Genomic DNA, 17,384 nt, shown 5'->3' with positions numbered 1-17,384 from the left:
CCTAAATGCAGTGGAAACTCCCTCTGTCGTCGTCTATAGTGTAAGATGACTCAAACAATACGCATATAAATGAAGTCAGGCTGTCTCATCGCAAGATATATGGTGTAAATATTCATAGAAGAAACATGATTCTGTGCTTCAATGTATATTCATGTAGTAATTGCTTTCTATCGCAGAATAATCGATGAATATCTTCATTTTAAATTTAAACTTATGAATAAAGGTGAACTCATGCGAAAACCAAGAGTGCTCTTATTATCGGAAGGTTTCGGTACCGGTCACACTCAGGCCGCTCATGCGCTGGCACATGGCATCAAAAAAGTCAGTCCACATGTTCACAGTCGTGTCATTGAACTAGGCAAATTTTTGAACCCAACGGTAGCTCCACTAATTTTTTCTGCATATCGAAAGACACTATCGGTCCAACCCAAACTGGTCAGCCTGTTGTACCGCACACAGTACAACAAATCATTAAATGGCTTTACCAAGCTGGCGTTGCACCGGATTTTCTATACACAGACGGCGCAGGTCGTATCCCAACTGAAACCGGATGCGGTGATCTGCACCCATCCTTTTCCGAATGCAGTGATCTCCAGGCTCAAACGCCAGGGTCTGAATATTCCGCTCTATACCGTCGTAACGGATTATGACGTACACGGAACATGGATTAATCCGGAAGTGAACAAATATCTGGTCTCCACCCCTCAGGTCAAAGCATTGCTTGAGATCCGTGGTGTCGATCCATCCCACATTCAGATCACGGGAATCCCTGTGCATCCGGACTTCTGGGAAGCAGGAGACAAAGTGAAGCTAAGGGAAGAGATGGGGCTTCAGAACATGCCTACCGCGCTGCTTATGGGTGGTGGATGGGGGCTTTCGTTCGATGAGGATCATATGAAAGCTCTCACGTCCTGGGCAGATCGTGTTCAATTGGTGTTCTGTCTCGGAAGCAACGAGAAAATGATCGCGAAGATGAAAGAAATGCCTTGCTTCCAGCACCGTAATATTCGTATTCTGGGGTATACACGGGAAGTAAGCAAACTGATGGATGTATCCGATGTGCTGATCACGAAGCCTGGTGGCATGACATGCACCGAAGCGCTGGCTAAGCGGTTACCGATGTTGTTCATACCTCCACTTGCCGGCCAAGAGGAAGAGAATTGTGAATACTTTGTACAAGCCGGATATGGTCAGGTCATTCACTCAGCCGATGTAATCACCAATCGTTTCAGACAACTATGTGAGCAGGCATCTGCTCAAGCTGAAAGTCCGCTGAACGTGGCGCTCAACTCAGGTAACCGTTCAGTCTATGATCCGACATGTTGTGCTCAAGCTGTTCATGACTTATTGTTCCCGACCACAGCCGAAGTTACAAAAACGTCCGTGGAGCGCTTCACAGCCGGAATTGCTGCCACGTCCTTGTCAGGTACCAGAATACCATTCTGACGTCTCTATGGCCCTATAGAACAGCTCTCATGAGGTGTTCTAGGGGACAAGACAAGTGCCCACGATAATAAAAGAAGGTTCCCTTCCGAATTTTTGGAAGGGAACCTTCTTTTATTTTCACTGGATCCACCGTATGATTTGGCAGAAAAAAGGGTAATTTAGAGTATAACGATATTTGAAAATAACGAAATAAAACTACGATTCAGGCGTTTTGAAGGGCCGTGTGATGCACACACAGTTAACTACCCTGCCTGTTTGCAGAATTTACGGGTCGATTACTTGTAAAAAGTATGATGACCGATCGTTTTTACTTTTTTCTGCGAGCGGGCAACTGTCAGATCGTCGGCAAGTGTCAATGATAAGAAATAATACGTATCATCGGCAACTTCCTTCTTCCCATTCAGCGCAGCATTCACTGCTTTGATACTGTCCTCGTTGGGAACCACACGTTTCAAACGTCCGTTCGCTACAGGACTGAACTGGGATTTCTGATAGATCACCTTGTAAATGGTATCGGGAAAATTGGCTGACCGCAGCCGGTTTAAGACAACATTGGCAACTGCCACTTTGCCTTCGTACGGTTCACCTTCTGCCTCTGCCATGACGATTTTTTGCAGCAGATGCAGTTCTTTATCGGACACACTGTATGACCAGGTTGCGAGTTTCGAGTCTTCCTGGTTCAAAAGTTTGGTCCGGGTAAAGTATAGTTTTTGGGGGGGAGTTGTTACAGCAGCAACTTCTTTGGCACGTTCCACTTTGGCCAATTTCAGTGCAGCTTCTTTTTTGGCTTTGGCCGCAGCTACAGCTCTAGCTTTGTTCTTGGCCTTGGCTTCTTGCAGTTCCTGCTCCTCTTGAGCAGTCGTAAGCCAGTTCTTCGCTGGCAAAGATTCAGTCCAAGTTACGGTTTGGACAGACAGATTAGAGGACAGACTTGTCCCATCTTGCATCATACGCCTCTCTTCTTGCGTAGATGTTTGGTTATTTTGCACAGAAGCCGCAAGTTCGGTCATCTGTTTACTATCACTAGCTTCGTTCCACTTCCCCGTCGCTTGAACGACATTTACCCCAACTATACATACAAGCAGCACTGATAACATCGGTGCTACCCAACGATTCTTGCTTATAATGTTCATTCGAAGATTCCTCCTGTCGAAACAATTCCCTAATCTAAGTAACCCAAAAAAAAGAATTTGAATAACGATGGCTAATATTACATAGGGATAAACGTTATGTCAATGTGATTTTATGGCATAAAAATGATTTTCAGGAAAAAGAGAACGTATCCACGACCTCATACATTGGGGATTGTCCCAGCCTTGTCACATAAAGCACAAAGTCCTCCACCATCCATGAATTAGCACCTGTGGAATGTTCTAGAAGCATACTAGCCACCCCTTTATTTTCATTACCTGGAACTTTGCCCAGATATTTTCTGGCGATGGTAATGTGCGGAGAATAAGGTCTTAATTCAGCTTCATATCCAAGGGTTGAAGTCGCCTGCACGATTTGTTTTTGCAATGAAAACAGTCGCTCTACCTCTCCGCTAACACCTTTCCAAAGTACTTTAGGGGCTTCTTCAAGTCCAAATGTACCCCAGTTCGAAAGCTGAAGTTCAAATGGCTGAAATCCGCTTGTTGCTGAGCGCAATGCTTTTCGTAGGTGTCCGATGTCACTAACTAACGTATCCCCCAGAAATTGCAAGGTTATATGGTAATCCCTATGATCTGTCCATTTACGAAAATCAAGCTTGTTCTGAACAAGCCTCGCATCCATCTGAAGAGACTGCTGAACAGCTGCAGGAAGACGGATCGCTACAAATAGTCTTTCCCGCCGGGATGCATGATCCTGATGTGATTGGTTATTCATTGCATACACCTCTCTAAAGTTCGCTCTATTATTTCATAATTATACATATCGTTTCAAGTTGGGTAAGTATAGAGTGACACAAAGATAAGAATTTGCAAATAAGGCTAGATTCCTGCATTTCCCACCTCAATGCACATCCAACATCAAATCTGATACACTTTACTTATCAAAACTCATCAAACTATTTATCTCAGGAGGACCACACATTATGGGTAAAATTGTATGTTTTCCATCTCTATCCGAAGAACAGCAACAACGCATTCAGAATGCTGCACCGGGGTACACCCTAAAATTCGGAAAGGCCAAGGAATTGGACCCTGCTGAATTGAAAGAGGCTGAAATTATTTTGGGCTGGTCCCCACTAGTCACTGAGCATGCATTGAAACAGGACAGTCTGTTAAAATGGGTCCAGGTCTGGTCCGCAGGTGTGGACAATCTCCCTTTCGCAGATCTGCAACAAAAAAACATTCAGATCACGAGTGCAAATGGGGTTCACGCGATTCCAATCACGGAAATTATTCTGGGCATGATGTTATCCCACAGTCGCTGGCTGAGACAAGCCATGTTGCATCAACAGCAGTCCGAATGGAAAACTCCAGCCAAACCACTGCCGGAACTGCATGGCAAAACAGCGGTCATCGTTGGTGTGGGTGAGATCGGCACGGAAACAGCCCGCATCCTCAAAGCACTCGGCATGCACACGATCGGAGTTCGCCGTTCAGGCAAAGATGTTCCGAACGTGGATCAAATGTACGATATGACCGGTCTGCACGAAGCCTTGAGCAAAGGCGATTATGTGATTAACATTTTACCGCTGACCGATGAAACCAAGCATATATATGATCAAACTGCATTTCAGCAATTCAAATCTGGTGCTTGTTTCGTCAATGTGGGACGTGGCCCCAGCGTGAAAACGGAAGCATTGCTGGATGCACTCCAAAGCAAGCAGATTGCCTTCGCTGCACTGGATGTATTCGAAGAAGAGCCCCTTCCGGCAGACCACCCGCTGTGGGGCATGGATAACGTGTTAATTACCCCTCATATTGCAGGAAGTACGGAACAATATACGGAGCGAGCACTCGATATTTTCGTCAAAAATCTAGAAGCTTACGTCGCTGGCGATACCCTGCCGGTGAACCTTGTGGATTATAGTCATAAATATTAACACAAACACCCGTTCCCATGCAATATTGTGCAAATTACATCTACTATGATTCCAAATAAAAAGCAAAAAACTCCATCTCCGGAAATTGTAATTCCTTCCAGATTGGAGTTTTTTTTGTTATCTTCGCTTACATACATAACCAAATATGACGTATAAACGTGCCTTTTTGTACTGTTCGATACTCCTTTACTGCCCAGCCTGCTTCCAGCAAGTGCTCTTCCACCCACTCTGTGGAAACAACAACTGCCCGATTTGCCAATCTGCGCAAGCTTGCCAGCATGGCTCGTTGCTCATCATCAGGGAGTACAGAACACAGGTTATAGGGCATGTCCAGAATAACTGCATCATACAAACCTTCCAGTTCATTCATATCTCCCAGTGTGATTCGATCCGAATCATATCCATAATGCGGTAGATTGATGCGTGCACCTCGGACAGCCAAAGGATTCAGATCGTTACCTTTTGCATCAATTCCCATGGATAAAGCCTCAATAACAACCGTTCCCATACCACAGCACGGATCAAGCAATCGATGATTTTCCACCCTCGGAATAGCAATATTAACCAACGCTCTGGCCAGTGTAATGCCGAATCCGGTCGAGTAGTTTTGCGGCTTCTGCCTATGAATTTGCCATGATCGATCTGCTTCTGTCCACTGGCCCAAGATCCATTTTTCTCCTGTTCGGATTAGGCCGAAAGTCACCTTAGGCTGCTTCATCTGCGCCTTGCCATTAATACACATGCCAACTTCTTTTTCCAGTTGACGAGACTGTGCATAATCAGGGGCATGATCCCCTTCTTTCAGACATATCACCTTAAAGGTCTCTTCTGGCAATAGCTGGATGTCTTTGGCAAAGGGAAGCAGATCTTTCACTGTGTCTCCTTCACCGATCACATCCAGTCTGCCATGAATAAACGGACTTCGTCCTGGCGGTATATTTATATCAGACCATACATACGAAGCACCGTCTGTACGGATCTCCGAACTCGGTTCGAGCAGTGTGTTCAGCTCCAGCGTACATAATTCGAGTTCGTTCTCGTGGCAAGCAAAGGTGTATAGGTGGATGCCGTAAGTAGGGTGAGTATCAGGTGATTCATCAGGCAAAATTTCTCCTCCCCTTCCTTCAAAATTCATGCTAATTTCCCACCAATCGCTGCCTGTGCGAGTCCAGTTTCTTCTATTATAAGAAGAAGGTTATATTTTTAATTTTTCAATGGATGTAAGCAGATCTTCCGATAATTCTTTCAGACTTTGAATATTGCCGCTAATCGTTTCCATCGAGCTTACCTGCTCCTCCGCCGATGCGGAAACTTCCTCCACACTGGCTGCCGATTGTTCTGAAACAGCGGAAATCTGCTGACTGAAATCATTCATGCGTCCACTTGCTTCCTGCATACCTGCGAGACCATCCGTCATGGTATTGATGACACTAACCATGCCTTCCACCGATTCATTAATCGTACGGAACAGTTGACCTGAAGCAAGCACATGTTCCTGACCCAGTTCGGTCTCCTGAACGCCCGTGCGCAATTCTGCAACCACCCCTTGTGAATCCTGCTGAATATCCTCGGTAATCGTCGTAATCTCTTCCACCGAGGTCTGTACAGCCTCAGATAACTTCCGGACTTCTGATGCCACTACGGCGAAGCCGCGTCCACTCTCTCCCGCACGCGCTGCCTCAATGGAGGCATTCAATGCCAGCAGATTCGTTTGGCGTGCAATGTCATGAATGACCTGCACCAGTTTGGAAATATCTTCATTTTTACGATTCAACTGCTCCATCTTGTTCATGGAAGCCGAGACCGAACCGGCAATCTGTTGCATCTGCTGCACCGACTGTTCCATCGCTTTGCGACCATTCAACCCTTGCTCCAGTACAAGATCCGACATGACGCGCAACTGGCTGCCTTGTTCCGTATGCTTCTGAATGTGATCATTCAGGCCTTCAACAGTACGGGCCGATTCCACGGCTGTCTCTGCTTGGCTCTCTGCAGCCTTGGCTGACTCTTCCATCGTTACAGCGATTTGGCGACTGCCAATCTTAACTTCTTCGGAGGAGATCGCAAGTTCCCCGCTCTGACGATTGACATCTTCCGCAATTCGTCTGACATTGAGAACCATGGAAGTCAGGTTACCTTTCATATCATTCACTGCTTTGGCCAGAACACCGACTTCATCCTCGTGTTTGGTATGTATGTCCTGAACGTTCAATTGGCCTTCTGCAATCAGTTTCACCGCACTGATAACACGCAACAGCGGTTTCACGACCTGTGAACGAATAACAGGAATGCTGATCGCTGTAATGATAATCATGACCAGAACACCGAAGATGATGAACAATCTGCCATCCTGCACAGATCTGATCGTTTGGGCGGAAGCAAGATTGGACTGTTCCTGATTGTATTCCACAAGATAATCCAGATCGACTTGCATGGCGTCAAAGGAATCAGCCCCTTTTTCAGCCACTTCCTTCGCCAGCTGTGCCTCCCCCTCATCGCTCAGCTTGATCGATTGCGTGTTAATCTTGAGATACGCTGCCCATTTATTCTTGAACGCAGTCCAGTGTTCGAGCTCATCTGGAGACTTCTTCTGCTGGTCATAGATTTTAATCGCCTGCGTCGTTTCACGAATATACTTGGTACGCTCTTCTGACAAGGATGCCTTGTCCGTTTCATCCGCCTCAAAATGACGATAACTTAGCGAAAGAACGTGCTCTGTGGTATAGTTCAACCGATTAATTTGCTGGATTGAGGGCATCCAATTGGTAGTAATTTCATTGGTGTTGGATTCTATTGAATTCATCCGGGTGACAATTGTAACACTTAAAAGAATTAAACAGAGGATTAACAAGTAGAACGCGATGCTGATACGCAGACCGATACTTTTGATCTTGAATCTGCTGAACATATGATTTCCCCCTTGACCTCTTCGGCCATCCCGAATTCAGGTGTTTTGTCATTGTTTTCCCCTTCTTTTGACCTCTTGCCAAAAGCACTTATCTATATTATATCGATAGGAAAATAGACGTAAAGTATTATAACATTATTTTGTTATTAAGATGCTTTGTTTTGTAAAAGATTGTTGAATTTTAGCAAAGTACAAAAAGAGCTGCAGCATACGGCAAAATCCCGTTTTGCAGCTCTTCGGTTTGTTTAGATTTCAGCAGGCAGGCGTAGGCATCCTAACGTAATAAACTACTGCACAATTGCTGTCTCATACTCAGCCAGCAATTGATAAGAGTCCAGCCTGCGCTCATAGTCTGGTCCCGCCGTAACGAGAAGCAACCGTTCCGTATCCAGTCTTCGACTCACTTGTTGCAATTGACTCCATACTTGCTCAGGTGTGCCTGCATAGTGCCGCGCCGCTTCCTTAAGATGATCAGAACTAGCTGAATCCTTCGTGCGTGAGACCAAGTCCGTGCTGGAATTCGGCTCGGTTGACTGTTCTTTTCCATCCGCCTTGCGTTTCTCCGCCATATCACGACTCCAAGCCAGAGCATCCGTCTCTGACTTGGCACACAATACACTAACGGCCACCATAACCTCAGGCTCCTTCATGGTTGCACTGGGGATGAACCCTTCCCGGTACCGTCTTACAGCCTCTGTACCATCGGCATCACTCATGAATTGACCAAATACATACCCCATCCCAAACCGTGCCGCAAATTCTGCGCTCTTTACGTTGGTCCCCAGCATCCAGAGCGATAACGGGAGCTCGGGTATCGGACGAGCTGTCACGGGATGTTCCTCGTAGGTGTATCGGTCTTCAAGCAGTTCCGTCAATGCTGCGAGCGATTCAGGCAGCTTGGACACATGCTGCAAGTAATTGCCACTGAGTGCCATCGTGGCATGTGGTCCACCTCCTGGAGCTCGTCCGAGCCCCAGTTCTATGCGCCCTGGATAGAGCGCAGCAAGCAGACGGAAGGATTCTGCCACCTTCAGCGGGCTGTAATGCGGCAACAGGACCGCGCCAGAGCCAAGTTGAATCGTTGTCGTCCTTGCTCCGATATGGGAAAGTAACACTTCGGGAGATGCGGATGCCAGTTCAGCCATATCATGGTGCTCTGACGTCCAGTATCGACTGTATCCCCACGCCTCAGCACGCTGAGCAAGTGTCACCGATTGCTGGAGAGCCTGTTCCGCTGTGGCATCGTGTAACCTTGGAACAAGGTCAAGTACGCCCAGACTGAACTTCTCACTCATTTTGGTAGCCAAGCGTCTCATCTCCCTTTGTCTTGGTGAATTCTAATCCAGATCGTAGATGGAACCCACCTTCAGACCGTAGAGTTCATTGTATATTTTCTCGGCAAATGCATCCGTCATTCCTGCAATATAATCAATCACCATGTGTTCCCAAGTCCAGATCGGCTGGGCTTTGGCTTGATCCTTCTCATACCGCTGCAGCCAGTCGGATGGAATAATGGATTTGGACGTTTCCGGATCAAGGAATGCATCCCATAATCGTTTAATCATCCACTCGCTACGCTTCTGAAGACGCTGCACACGCAGATCTCGAATCATGGTCACCCAGGCAAAGCTCTTGAGCACACTCACCGTACGCAGCATATCGAGGTCTTCAGCCCCTTCACGGACAAAGGTTACCTTCTTCCAGTCACCATCATCAATAACGCCCAGACTGCCTACAAAAAAGCTCACCCAGTAGGCTTTCACCTCACGGCGGGTACGCGAGTAATCATGCTCACAGAACGGCATCTTCTCATTCCAGATGCGCAGGAACGAAGCGAGCACCTCTTCTACCTTTTGCCCAATGGCTTCTCGGGTCCATCCGTTCCAGAACAGATCCTCCAGCGTTGTAATCTTATCCACAATCAGTCGATTGACATGCGGATCCTGCAGGAAATGCTCATGTACCTCGATTTTGCCTGCTTTGATGCCATCCTCCAGGTCATGAGAGGAGTACGCAATATCGTCGCAAAGGTCCATCAGCTGTGCTTCCAGCGTCTTCTTGCCTGCCGGCACGTTCCAGCGATCACGGATCTCACGGATATATTGCCATTCATGATGATACATGCCTTTCTTACTCTCCGTACCAGGGTACGGATATTTGTTAATTCCCAGCAATACTGCATCAGACAGGTTCAGCCCGTCGATATCTTCACGTTTTTCCAAGTGCATAATGAGGCGGAAGTTGTGCGCATTGCCTTCAAAATGCTCGTATTTTCGCTTAAGCTCTGCACGCACCTCGGATTCCGCCTTGGGAACTTTGGCGCCGCGACTTTTCTTCATGATTTTCTTCGTCTCGGTGTTGATCAGGTCATCCAGAATACCATCCAGCACTTCTTCACCTTTATGTCCAAAAGGCGGGTGACCGAAGTCATGTGCGATTGCAGCGCACTCCACCACTTCTGAATCAATAATGAGGCCGGGGCTGTCCGCCCGGTCCCAGTCTACCTTGGGAAAGCGACGAATCAGGCTTCGGGCCGCCTCTCGTGCAATCTGTGCTACCTCCAGGGAATGGGTTAAACGAGTACGATAATAATCGCCCGTTCCCGCGCCAAACACCTGCGATTTACCTTGTAACCGACGGAAGGTCGGTGAATGAATGAGTCTGGAATAGTCCCGTTCATACGCTGCACGAGATCCATCCAACTTAGTTAGTTCGGGATATTGTCTATGTTCTCTCAGATCGTTCCATTGCATGGGGATCACTCCTAGCCGACTGTCTCTATTTTGAGTGATTATACACAACATCTGTGGTTTCGAAAAGTAAAACCTGTCTGTGATTGTCATCTCTTCTTACATCAACTTGTGATGAACAGTCATCTTCTCTTATTATACCCTGCCAGACTATCATCCGTGCATCTAAATGATAATGATTAATATTGAAAGTGAAAGTGACTTATGATGGAAAAAAGTGCCTGATACAGTTTGGCGTGGCCGTTCCGGTTACGGATCGTTCTTCTGATCGCTGTTGTCTACAGGTTTTCTGAATTCCCTTTACTAAGGGAAAAACCCGGAGACAAAGGCGACCGCTCCGCTTCTTCAGAATCGATTCCGTTCCCTTCACTACTTTTGCCGTTTGATTCACACCTAATCTAAATGATATTACATTCCCTATAAAGAGGGGATTTTTTCAAAACTTTGAAAGGCTAAAGAATCCTATTCAAATGTTCAGCCATCACTACAATGATAGTCTGCCTCCCCCACACCCTCCCCGGTATGGGTAAAAAACAAAAAAACCGACAGGACGGAGATGCCCTGTCGGAGTGGAGATAGTGGGTGCAAACGATGTTACACCATTACCTTGCAGATATCGTTAGTGAACTCTACTGGATCCTGAATTGGCAATCCCTCAATCAGCAATGCTTGATGGTACAGCAGGCTTGTGTAAAGGTTCAGCTTCTCCTGATCCTGTGCGAAAGCATCTTGCAGTGATTTGAAGACATCGTGATTCACGTTGATTTCCAGCACTTTATCAGCCTGTACATTTTCACTGTTCGGCATAGCCTTCAGGATTTTCTCCATTTCAATCGTCAACTCACCTTCGGTGGACAAGCATACCGGGTGGCTTCTGAGACGTTTGGAAGCCTTAACCGCTTTGACTTTACCCGCCAATTGAGCTTGCATCGCTTCAAACAACTCTTTGTTGTCGTTGTCCTGTGCGTCCGTTTCTTCTTTGTCCGCGCTATCTTCGATACCCAGGTCACCACTGGAGATGGATTTGAATTCTTTCTCCTTGTAGTTCGTGATCATCTTGATTGCAAACTCGTCGATGTCATCGGTAAAGTACAATACTTCGTACCCTTTCTCAAGAACACCCTCGATCTGTGGCAGCTTCTCAATACGGCTAATTGACTCACCGGATGCATAATAGATGTACTTCTGATCTTCCGGCATTCTGGAGACGTACTCGTCCAGACTCACGAGCTTGTTCTCTTTGGATGACGTGAACAACAGCAGATCCTGCAATGTATCCTTGTTCACACCATAGTCGCTATATACGCCATATTTCAACTGACGGCCAAACGCTTGGTAGAACTTCTCGTAGTTCTCACGCTCGTCCTTCAGCAGGCTTTGCAGTTGGCTCTTAATTTTGTTCTTGATGTTCTTCGCGATCAGGCTCAGCTGACGGTCATGTTGCAACATCTCACGGGAGATGTTCAGGGACAGATCTTCGGAATCCACCATACCTTTAACAAATCCGAAGTAATCTGGCAACAGATCCCCGCATTTATCCATGATCAATACACCGTTGGAGTAGAGTTCAAGCCCTTTTTCGTACTCTTTTGTGTAGTAGTCAAACGGCGTGTTCTCCGGGATAAACAGGATTGCATTGTATACCACTGCGCCATCTGCGCTGATGTGCAGGTGTTTGAGCGGTTTGTCAAAACCGTAGCGTTTTTCCATATAGAAGTTGGTGTAATCTTCTTCAGTCAATTCGCTTTTATTTTTACGCCAGATCGGCACCATGCTGTTCACGGTTTGTTCTTCTTGGTACTCCTCGAACTCGTTCTCTGTGCCCTCTTTCGGACGTTGACCCGTTACATCCATCTTGATCGGGTAGCGAATGAAGTCGGAGTACTTCTTGATGATGGATCTCAGGCGGTACTCTTCCAAAAATTCGTCATACGAATCTTCTTCGGTATTTTCTTTAATTGTCAGGACGATCTCTGTACCTACGGAATCTTTCTCAGCCGGTGTAATGGTGTAACCATCCGCACCTTCGGACTCCCATTTCCATGCCTCGTCGCTGCCCAGCGTTCTACTCGTTACGGTCAGCTTGTCCGCCACCATAAATGCCGAGTAGAAACCAACCCCGAATTGTCCGATGATGTTGTGGCCGTCTTTGGCTTCATTTTCCTTCTTAAATGCCAGGGAACCACTCTTCGCGATAACCCCTAGATTATTCTCCAGCTCTTCCTGCGTCATCCCGATTCCGGTATCCGTCAGTGTGAGCGTGCGGTTTTCTTTGTCGATCGTGAGCTTGATGAAGTAGTCCTCTTTGTTGAAAACGAGCGCCTCGTCCGTAAGTGCTCTGTAATAAATTTTATCAATGGCGTCACTGGAGTTGGAGATCAATTCTCTCAAAAAGATTTCCCTTTGGGTGTAAATGGAATTGATCATCATATCCAGCAAACGTTTGGATTCTGCCTGGAATTCTTTCTTAGCCATGAGTGGTTGGACTCCTTTCAAATTGGGATATCGAATGATTTGATTGAAAATAGAAAGTAACTGAGATAACCCTGCGGCCATTAGTAGACTCAAAAACCTTTGATCGCTCTAGTCCACAGATATTGTGCTTCACTTCTAACTGGCTCATTGTAAAAATAAGTGCACGACGTTCTGCAATGTAGCCGTTCCGGTTACGAATCGTTTTTCGGATCGCTGTTATCCCCAGATTTCTTTGATTCCCTTTTAAAAATGGAGAAATCCGGTGATAAAGGCGAACGCTCTGCTTCCTCCAAATCGATTTCGTCCCCTGCACTACTTTTGCATCTGATCAGCGACTGATTTTTTAGGATAAAGGACATCAATGAGGTGATATCTCTTAAACGTGGAATCTTGCTTCAAGTCTGTTGCATACCTTGGCTTCGCATGTCCTACTCAGATTCAATATCTATTTTCAAAAACAGAATCATTCCATATGTAGTCGTGTAATAAAAACATCATCTGTTAGCACTCTAATGATCGGAGTGCTAAACCCTTCCTTTTATATAACATATGGGAAAATTGGGTGTCAATACGAAGGCGGTTATTTCAACAAAAAGATCGAATAACCCTTCAACTTTTGCACATCACCAATCATTTTACCGTAATCCCGCAGGTAAAACAAAAGCCGCCTCGAACCAAAGTTCGAACCGGCATGGTGAAAGATTGTGATGTGTCTGTTGATATATCGGCTAGTATCAAAACATTCCCGTCTAATGTACATTCGAATATCCTCGGTCTTACGGTATTGAGCCTGACGTTACGGTTACGGTTTGAGTTTGATAATTCTACTTTTTCACCATTTTCGGATCAAGGGTGTCGCGCAGGCCATCGCCCATTAGGTTGAAGCCGAGAACGGTTAACATAATGGAAACGCCGGGGAAAATCAGTGTCCACGGTGCTTTTTGTATAAACTGACGGGAGTCCGACAGCATTTTACCCCATTCGGGATCGGGTGGTTGTGCGCCCATGCCTAGAAATCCGAGCGCAGCAGCTTCGATGATCGCCGTCCCAATTCCAAGTGTACCTTGCACGATCAGAGGAGTAAGGCTGTTGGGCAAGATGTGACGAAACAAGATTCGCCCGTTACCCGCTCCAAGTGTCCGCGCCGACGTAATGAATTCCTCCTGTCTCAAGCTGAGTACCCGTGAACGCACCAATCTCCCATAGGTCGGGATGTTCACGATAGCGATGGCGAGCAGTGCATTTTGCAACGACGGGCCTAATATTGCCACAATGGCAATAGCCAGCAGGATTCCCGGAAATGCGAGCAAAATATCAAATAGACGAGAGATGAGCATATCCGCCCATTTTCCATAGAAACCGGCAATCAGACCAAGCAACGTACCCGCAATAATGGAACCAATGACGGAGAAGAAGCCCACCCACAATGAAATACGCGCCCCATGCATCACTCTGGAAAACACGTCACGCCCCAGATCATCGGTACCAAACCAATGCTCTGCCGAAGGAGCCTGGAGTCGATCCACCAGCACCTGTTCCTTGTAATCGTAAGGAGCGATGTATGGCGCCAGGAAGGCTAATAGGATGAAAAATACAATGATAATCAAGCCCGCAAGCGCAAGCCGATTTTTCCGAAACGTTCTCCACGCTTCCCGCCATGGACCGGATGTGCTCGCCGACGCAGCGTCAATGGATGGTCCGGTATTGGTCGATAATTTGGCCATGCGGCGTCTCCTTTCTTGGATATGAATGAATGATAAATCCCTCTATTTATAGCTGATACGCGGATCAAACACGGCGTAGAGCAGGTCCACAATCAGGTTAATCACCACGAAAAAGAACGCCACGATCAAAATGCCACTCTGGATCACCGGATAATCCCGCGAACTAATCGCTTCATATATATAACGTCCGATGCCCGGCCAGGCGAAGATCGTTTCGGTCAATACCGCACCCCCGAGTAATGATCCGGTCTGGATACCGATCACGGTGAGCACGGGAATAAACGCATTTTTGAGGGCATGTCCATATACGACGAAAAACGGACCCAGTCCCTTCGCCTTCGCTGTACGAATGTAATCAGAACTCATCACTTCCAGCATGCTGGAACGGGTCATCCGAGCAATAACCGCCATCGGAATCGTTCCCAGTGCAACACTTGGCAGAATCAAATGTTTCGTTACGGTCCACAACTGATTCCATTGTCCGGCAATCATCGTATCCAGCACATACAAGCCCGTAATGGCTTCCACTGGATCACGTGCATTCATTCGCCCAATGGATGGCAGCCACTGTAACTTGTTCGCGAACAGCCATTGTTCCATCAGACCGAGCCAGAAGATTGGCATGGATACACCCACCAAAGCAATGACCATGCAACAATAATCAAACCAGGAGTTGTGCTTCCATGCACTGACAATCCCGGCATTCACCCCAATAATGACAGCAAACAACATACTCGCCATCGTTAATTCAAGGGTTGCTGTCAGATAAGGCACAATTTCCTGGGCAATAGGCACCTTGGTGCGGATGGATGTTCCCAGGTCACCTTTGAGCAAATCGCCCAAGTAGGCGAAATATTGCTGGAACCAGGGTTTATCCAGACCAAGCTGGTCACGAAGGGCCTGCTTAGATTGTTCGGTTGCCTTTTGCCCAAGTATGGTCTCGGCCGGGTCACCCGGAATGGCGTGGATGATGGAAAAAACAATCAGGGTCATACCCAGAAGTACGGGCAGCAACACAAGCACACGTTTGACAATATAGCTGTTCAATCCTGTTCACCTGCCTTCGACATATCGTGCAAAAATAAAAAGCGCCGGTAGACAACGTATGCTTTGGATAGTTACGTCCGGATGTGGGTTCTGCCAAGCATTGCGTTTCACCAGCGCTTTGTAAGAAAGAATTAAAACGTAATCACTCCGAACTGTAGTGCCCTCTTCAGATCGCAGTTATCTGAAATTGATAAGTTCAGCTTACTGCTTACTCAAAATAAGCACCGGCATAGGATTCACTGCCCAGCGGAGATGGTACAAAACCTTTCAGGTTCGATTTACCCGCCAGAATTGGGGTGGTGTGCACAAGTGGAATCCACGGTGCGTCTTCCTTGATAATTGCCTGCGCTTGTTTGTAAAGCTCCGCACGTTTCTCCTGATCTGTTTCTTTCTGCGCATCGGTCAGCAGCACATGCAACTCTTCGTTAACATAGAAGCTGCGGTTGTTGCCCGGAATGGCGTCTTTGTCGAGCAAAGTGTACAGGAAGTTATCCGGGTCCCCGTTGTCACCCGTCCAGCCGAGCATGTAGATATCGTCTTTCTCCCCTGCTTTGGCATCATCCAGATACGTCGCCCATTCTGGGGATTCGATGTTCGTGGTCACACCAATTTTCTCAAAATCAGCCTGGATTGCTTCTGCTACCTTTTTGCCATCGGGCATATACGGACGGGATACCGGCATTGCATAGAAGGTTACCGGATCAGGCAATCCGTCAGGGAAGCCAGCTTCGGCCAGTAAAGCTTTTGCTTTTTCCAGATCATATGGGTAATCCTCAATGGTATCGTTGTACCCCCACAGCGTTGGCGGCATCGGGTTCACGGCAGGCTCAGCTTGTCCAGCAAAGAACGCATCAATAAGGGCCTGCTTGTTCACCGCATGGTTGAGGGCTTGTCTGACTTTGACATTATCAAATGGTTTCTTCTTGAAGTTAAAGCCGATATACGCCACGTTGAATGGTGGCCGCTCGATCTTCTGCAACTCGCTGTTGCCTTCAAGGATGGACAGATCGTCCGGGTTCAGGTCTTCCATGACATCAATCTCGCCGTTTTGCAATGCATTGAAGCGAGCCGTGTTATCCGGAATCGAACGCACGATCACTTTGTTCAGCTTCGGCAGTCCTTCTTTCCAGTAATCTGCGTTTTTTTCCAGGGTGATGGAGTCGTTACGCTTCCATTCTTTGAATACAAATGGGCCCGTGCCCACAGGCTCGCTCTTAAAGTTTTCTTTTTTCTCCTGAATCGCGGTTGGGCTGGCAATGCCAAATGGCGTCATCGCAATATTTTGCAGGAAAGGTGCTTGTGGCTGGTTCAATGTGAACTCCACCGTAGTCTCGTCCGTCGCCTTCACTTCCTTGATCACACGTCCGTCCTCTGGACCAAACATGGAGTCGTAATAATCGAAGGAATCTCCCTCAAATTTATATTCACTCGCCGGATCACCCCAGCGGTTGAAGTTGAACACAACAGCCTCGGCATTAAAATCAGTTCCATCATGGAATTTCACACCGGACTTCAGCTTAAACACATACTTGAGCCCATCCGCCGAAATCTCCCAGCTCTCTGCTAGTCCAGGAATGACCTCTGTTCCGCCTTCCTTGTAGTCCAGCAATGAATCAAACACCTGATGCCCAATCTTCAGCGACTCCCCATCGGTTACAATCGCCGGGTCGAGTGCTACCGAATCCCCACCACGGCCCATAATCATCGTATCCTGGGCTACCGTTTCGGTTGGAGGGTCGGTTCCTTCCGCCGGAGCAGGTGTAGCCTCTCCACTCTCATTACTGGAGCAACCAGACAACACCAATACGGTACTCAAAGCCATCGTTAGAACACCGGACATCCATTTTTTTCTCATTCGCATACGTACAACACCCTTCCCTGTCTCATAATGTGTGTGATGCTGGCATGAAAGATCTCCAATGTTGGCAATCGGTTTAGTGCTATGTATCATATAAAAGGCTTTAGATGCCTGCGATACCTGAATTAAAGTTCTGGGGAAAGTA

12 protein-coding genes are annotated in these 17,384 nt (G+C 47.1%); 2 read left to right on the top strand and 10 right to left on the bottom strand.

The genetic code is table 11. The annotated features are described in order from the left end of the window. Positions 1-231 precede the first annotated feature (231 nt). Positions 232-1,446 carry an MGDG synthase family glycosyltransferase gene (locus WFI24_RS05400; protein ID WP_336759326.1) on the top strand — a complete coding sequence of 405 codons (1,215 nt, stop codon included), beginning with the start codon at positions 232-234 and terminating at the stop codon, positions 1,444-1,446. A 275-nt stretch (positions 1,447-1,721) separates the two neighbouring features. Here WFI24_RS05400 and WFI24_RS05395 read toward each other — a convergent pair whose 3' ends face one another. Further along, positions 1,722-2,579: a cell wall hydrolase gene (locus WFI24_RS05395; RefSeq protein ID WP_145320604.1), complete on the bottom strand. Its 858-nt coding sequence runs from the start codon at positions 2,577-2,579 to the stop codon at positions 1,722-1,724. Between the two features lie 130 nt (positions 2,580-2,709). Then, the gene (gene thpR, locus WFI24_RS05390; RefSeq protein WP_145320606.1) at positions 2,710-3,312 is read right to left on the bottom strand and encodes an RNA 2',3'-cyclic phosphodiesterase; all 603 of its coding nucleotides are present in this window, start codon (positions 3,310-3,312) and stop codon (positions 2,710-2,712) included. Positions 3,313-3,520: 208 nt separating this feature from the next. On the opposite strand from thpR, the gene WFI24_RS05385 reads away from it, so the two are divergent. Beyond that, positions 3,521-4,477 (top strand): D-2-hydroxyacid dehydrogenase, encoded by a 957-nt coding sequence (locus WFI24_RS05385; RefSeq protein WP_336759323.1) that lies wholly within the window; start codon positions 3,521-3,523, stop codon positions 4,475-4,477. A 127-nt stretch (positions 4,478-4,604) separates the two neighbouring features. On the opposite strand, the gene WFI24_RS05380 is transcribed toward WFI24_RS05385, so the two are convergent. From WFI24_RS05380 to WFI24_RS05345, 8 genes are all read right to left on the bottom strand, one after another. Further along, positions 4,605-5,582, bottom strand: a complete 978-nt coding sequence (locus WFI24_RS05380) for a TRM11 family SAM-dependent methyltransferase (protein WP_336759321.1) — start codon at positions 5,580-5,582, stop codon at positions 4,605-4,607. A gap of 90 nt (positions 5,583-5,672) precedes the next feature. Then, a complete protein-coding gene (locus WFI24_RS05375; RefSeq protein ID WP_336759320.1) occupies positions 5,673-7,385 on the bottom strand; it encodes a HAMP domain-containing methyl-accepting chemotaxis protein in 1,713 nt (570 codons plus the stop codon). A 287-nt stretch (positions 7,386-7,672) separates the two neighbouring features. Then, complete coding sequence (locus WFI24_RS05370; protein WP_336759319.1) at positions 7,673-8,701, bottom strand: MsnO8 family LLM class oxidoreductase; 1,029 nt, start codon at positions 8,699-8,701, stop codon at positions 7,673-7,675. A 21-nt stretch (positions 8,702-8,722) separates the two neighbouring features. Beyond that, positions 8,723-10,138, bottom strand: coding sequence for a deoxyguanosinetriphosphate triphosphohydrolase family protein (locus tag WFI24_RS05365; protein WP_336759317.1), 1,416 nt, complete (start codon positions 10,136-10,138; stop codon positions 8,723-8,725). A 591-nt stretch (positions 10,139-10,729) separates the two neighbouring features. Next, entirely contained in the window at positions 10,730-12,610 is a 1,881-nt protein-coding gene (htpG, locus tag WFI24_RS05360; RefSeq protein ID WP_336759316.1) for a molecular chaperone HtpG, read from the bottom strand. A gap of 824 nt (positions 12,611-13,434) precedes the next feature. Further along, positions 13,435-14,334 carry a nickel transporter permease gene (nikC, locus tag WFI24_RS05355; RefSeq protein ID WP_076209596.1) on the bottom strand — a complete coding sequence of 300 codons (900 nt, stop codon included), beginning with the start codon at positions 14,332-14,334 and terminating at the stop codon, positions 13,435-13,437. 42 nt (positions 14,335-14,376) lie between these two features. Next, positions 14,377-15,381 carry an ABC transporter permease gene (locus tag WFI24_RS05350; protein ID WP_336759314.1) on the bottom strand — a complete coding sequence of 335 codons (1,005 nt, stop codon included), beginning with the start codon at positions 15,379-15,381 and terminating at the stop codon, positions 14,377-14,379. 208 nt (positions 15,382-15,589) lie between these two features. Then, complete coding sequence (locus tag WFI24_RS05345; protein WP_336759637.1) at positions 15,590-17,236, bottom strand: ABC transporter substrate-binding protein; 1,647 nt, start codon at positions 17,234-17,236, stop codon at positions 15,590-15,592. Positions 17,237-17,384 lie beyond the last annotated feature (148 nt).

This window comes from Paenibacillus sp. USHLN196 (genome assembly GCF_037144955.1).
GTDB lineage: Bacteria > Bacillota > Bacilli > Paenibacillales > Paenibacillaceae > Paenibacillus > Paenibacillus xylanexedens_C.
The sequence above is the reverse complement of the archived record's forward strand: the minus strand, read 5'-3'. Positions and strand labels throughout refer to the sequence as shown.

What these genes read in the sequence shown, in the direction of transcription:
- WFI24_RS05400 (WP_336759326.1), top strand. Translation starts at nt 232, where the DNA reads ATGCGAAAACCAAGAGTGCTCTTATTATCGGAAGGTTTCGGTACCGGT.
- nikC (WP_076209596.1), bottom strand. Translation starts at nt 14,334, where the DNA reads ATGGCCAAATTATCGACCAATACCGGACCATCCATTGACGCTGCGTCG.
- WFI24_RS05365 (WP_336759317.1), bottom strand. Translation starts at nt 10,138, where the DNA reads ATGCAATGGAACGATCTGAGAGAACATAGACAATATCCCGAACTAACT.
- WFI24_RS05395 (WP_145320604.1), bottom strand. Translation starts at nt 2,579, where the DNA reads ATGAACATTATAAGCAAGAATCGTTGGGTAGCACCGATGTTATCAGTG.
- WFI24_RS05375 (WP_336759320.1), bottom strand. Translation starts at nt 7,385, where the DNA reads ATGTTCAGCAGATTCAAGATCAAAAGTATCGGTCTGCGTATCAGCATC.
- htpG (WP_336759316.1), bottom strand. Translation starts at nt 12,610, where the DNA reads ATGGCTAAGAAAGAATTCCAGGCAGAATCCAAACGTTTGCTGGATATG.
- WFI24_RS05385 (WP_336759323.1), top strand. Translation starts at nt 3,521, where the DNA reads ATGGGTAAAATTGTATGTTTTCCATCTCTATCCGAAGAACAGCAACAA.
- WFI24_RS05345 (WP_336759637.1), bottom strand. Translation starts at nt 17,236, where the DNA reads ATGAGAAAAAAATGGATGTCCGGTGTTCTAACGATGGCTTTGAGTACC.
- thpR (WP_145320606.1), bottom strand. Translation starts at nt 3,312, where the DNA reads ATGAATAACCAATCACATCAGGATCATGCATCCCGGCGGGAAAGACTA.
- WFI24_RS05370 (WP_336759319.1), bottom strand. Translation starts at nt 8,701, where the DNA reads ATGAGACGCTTGGCTACCAAAATGAGTGAGAAGTTCAGTCTGGGCGTA.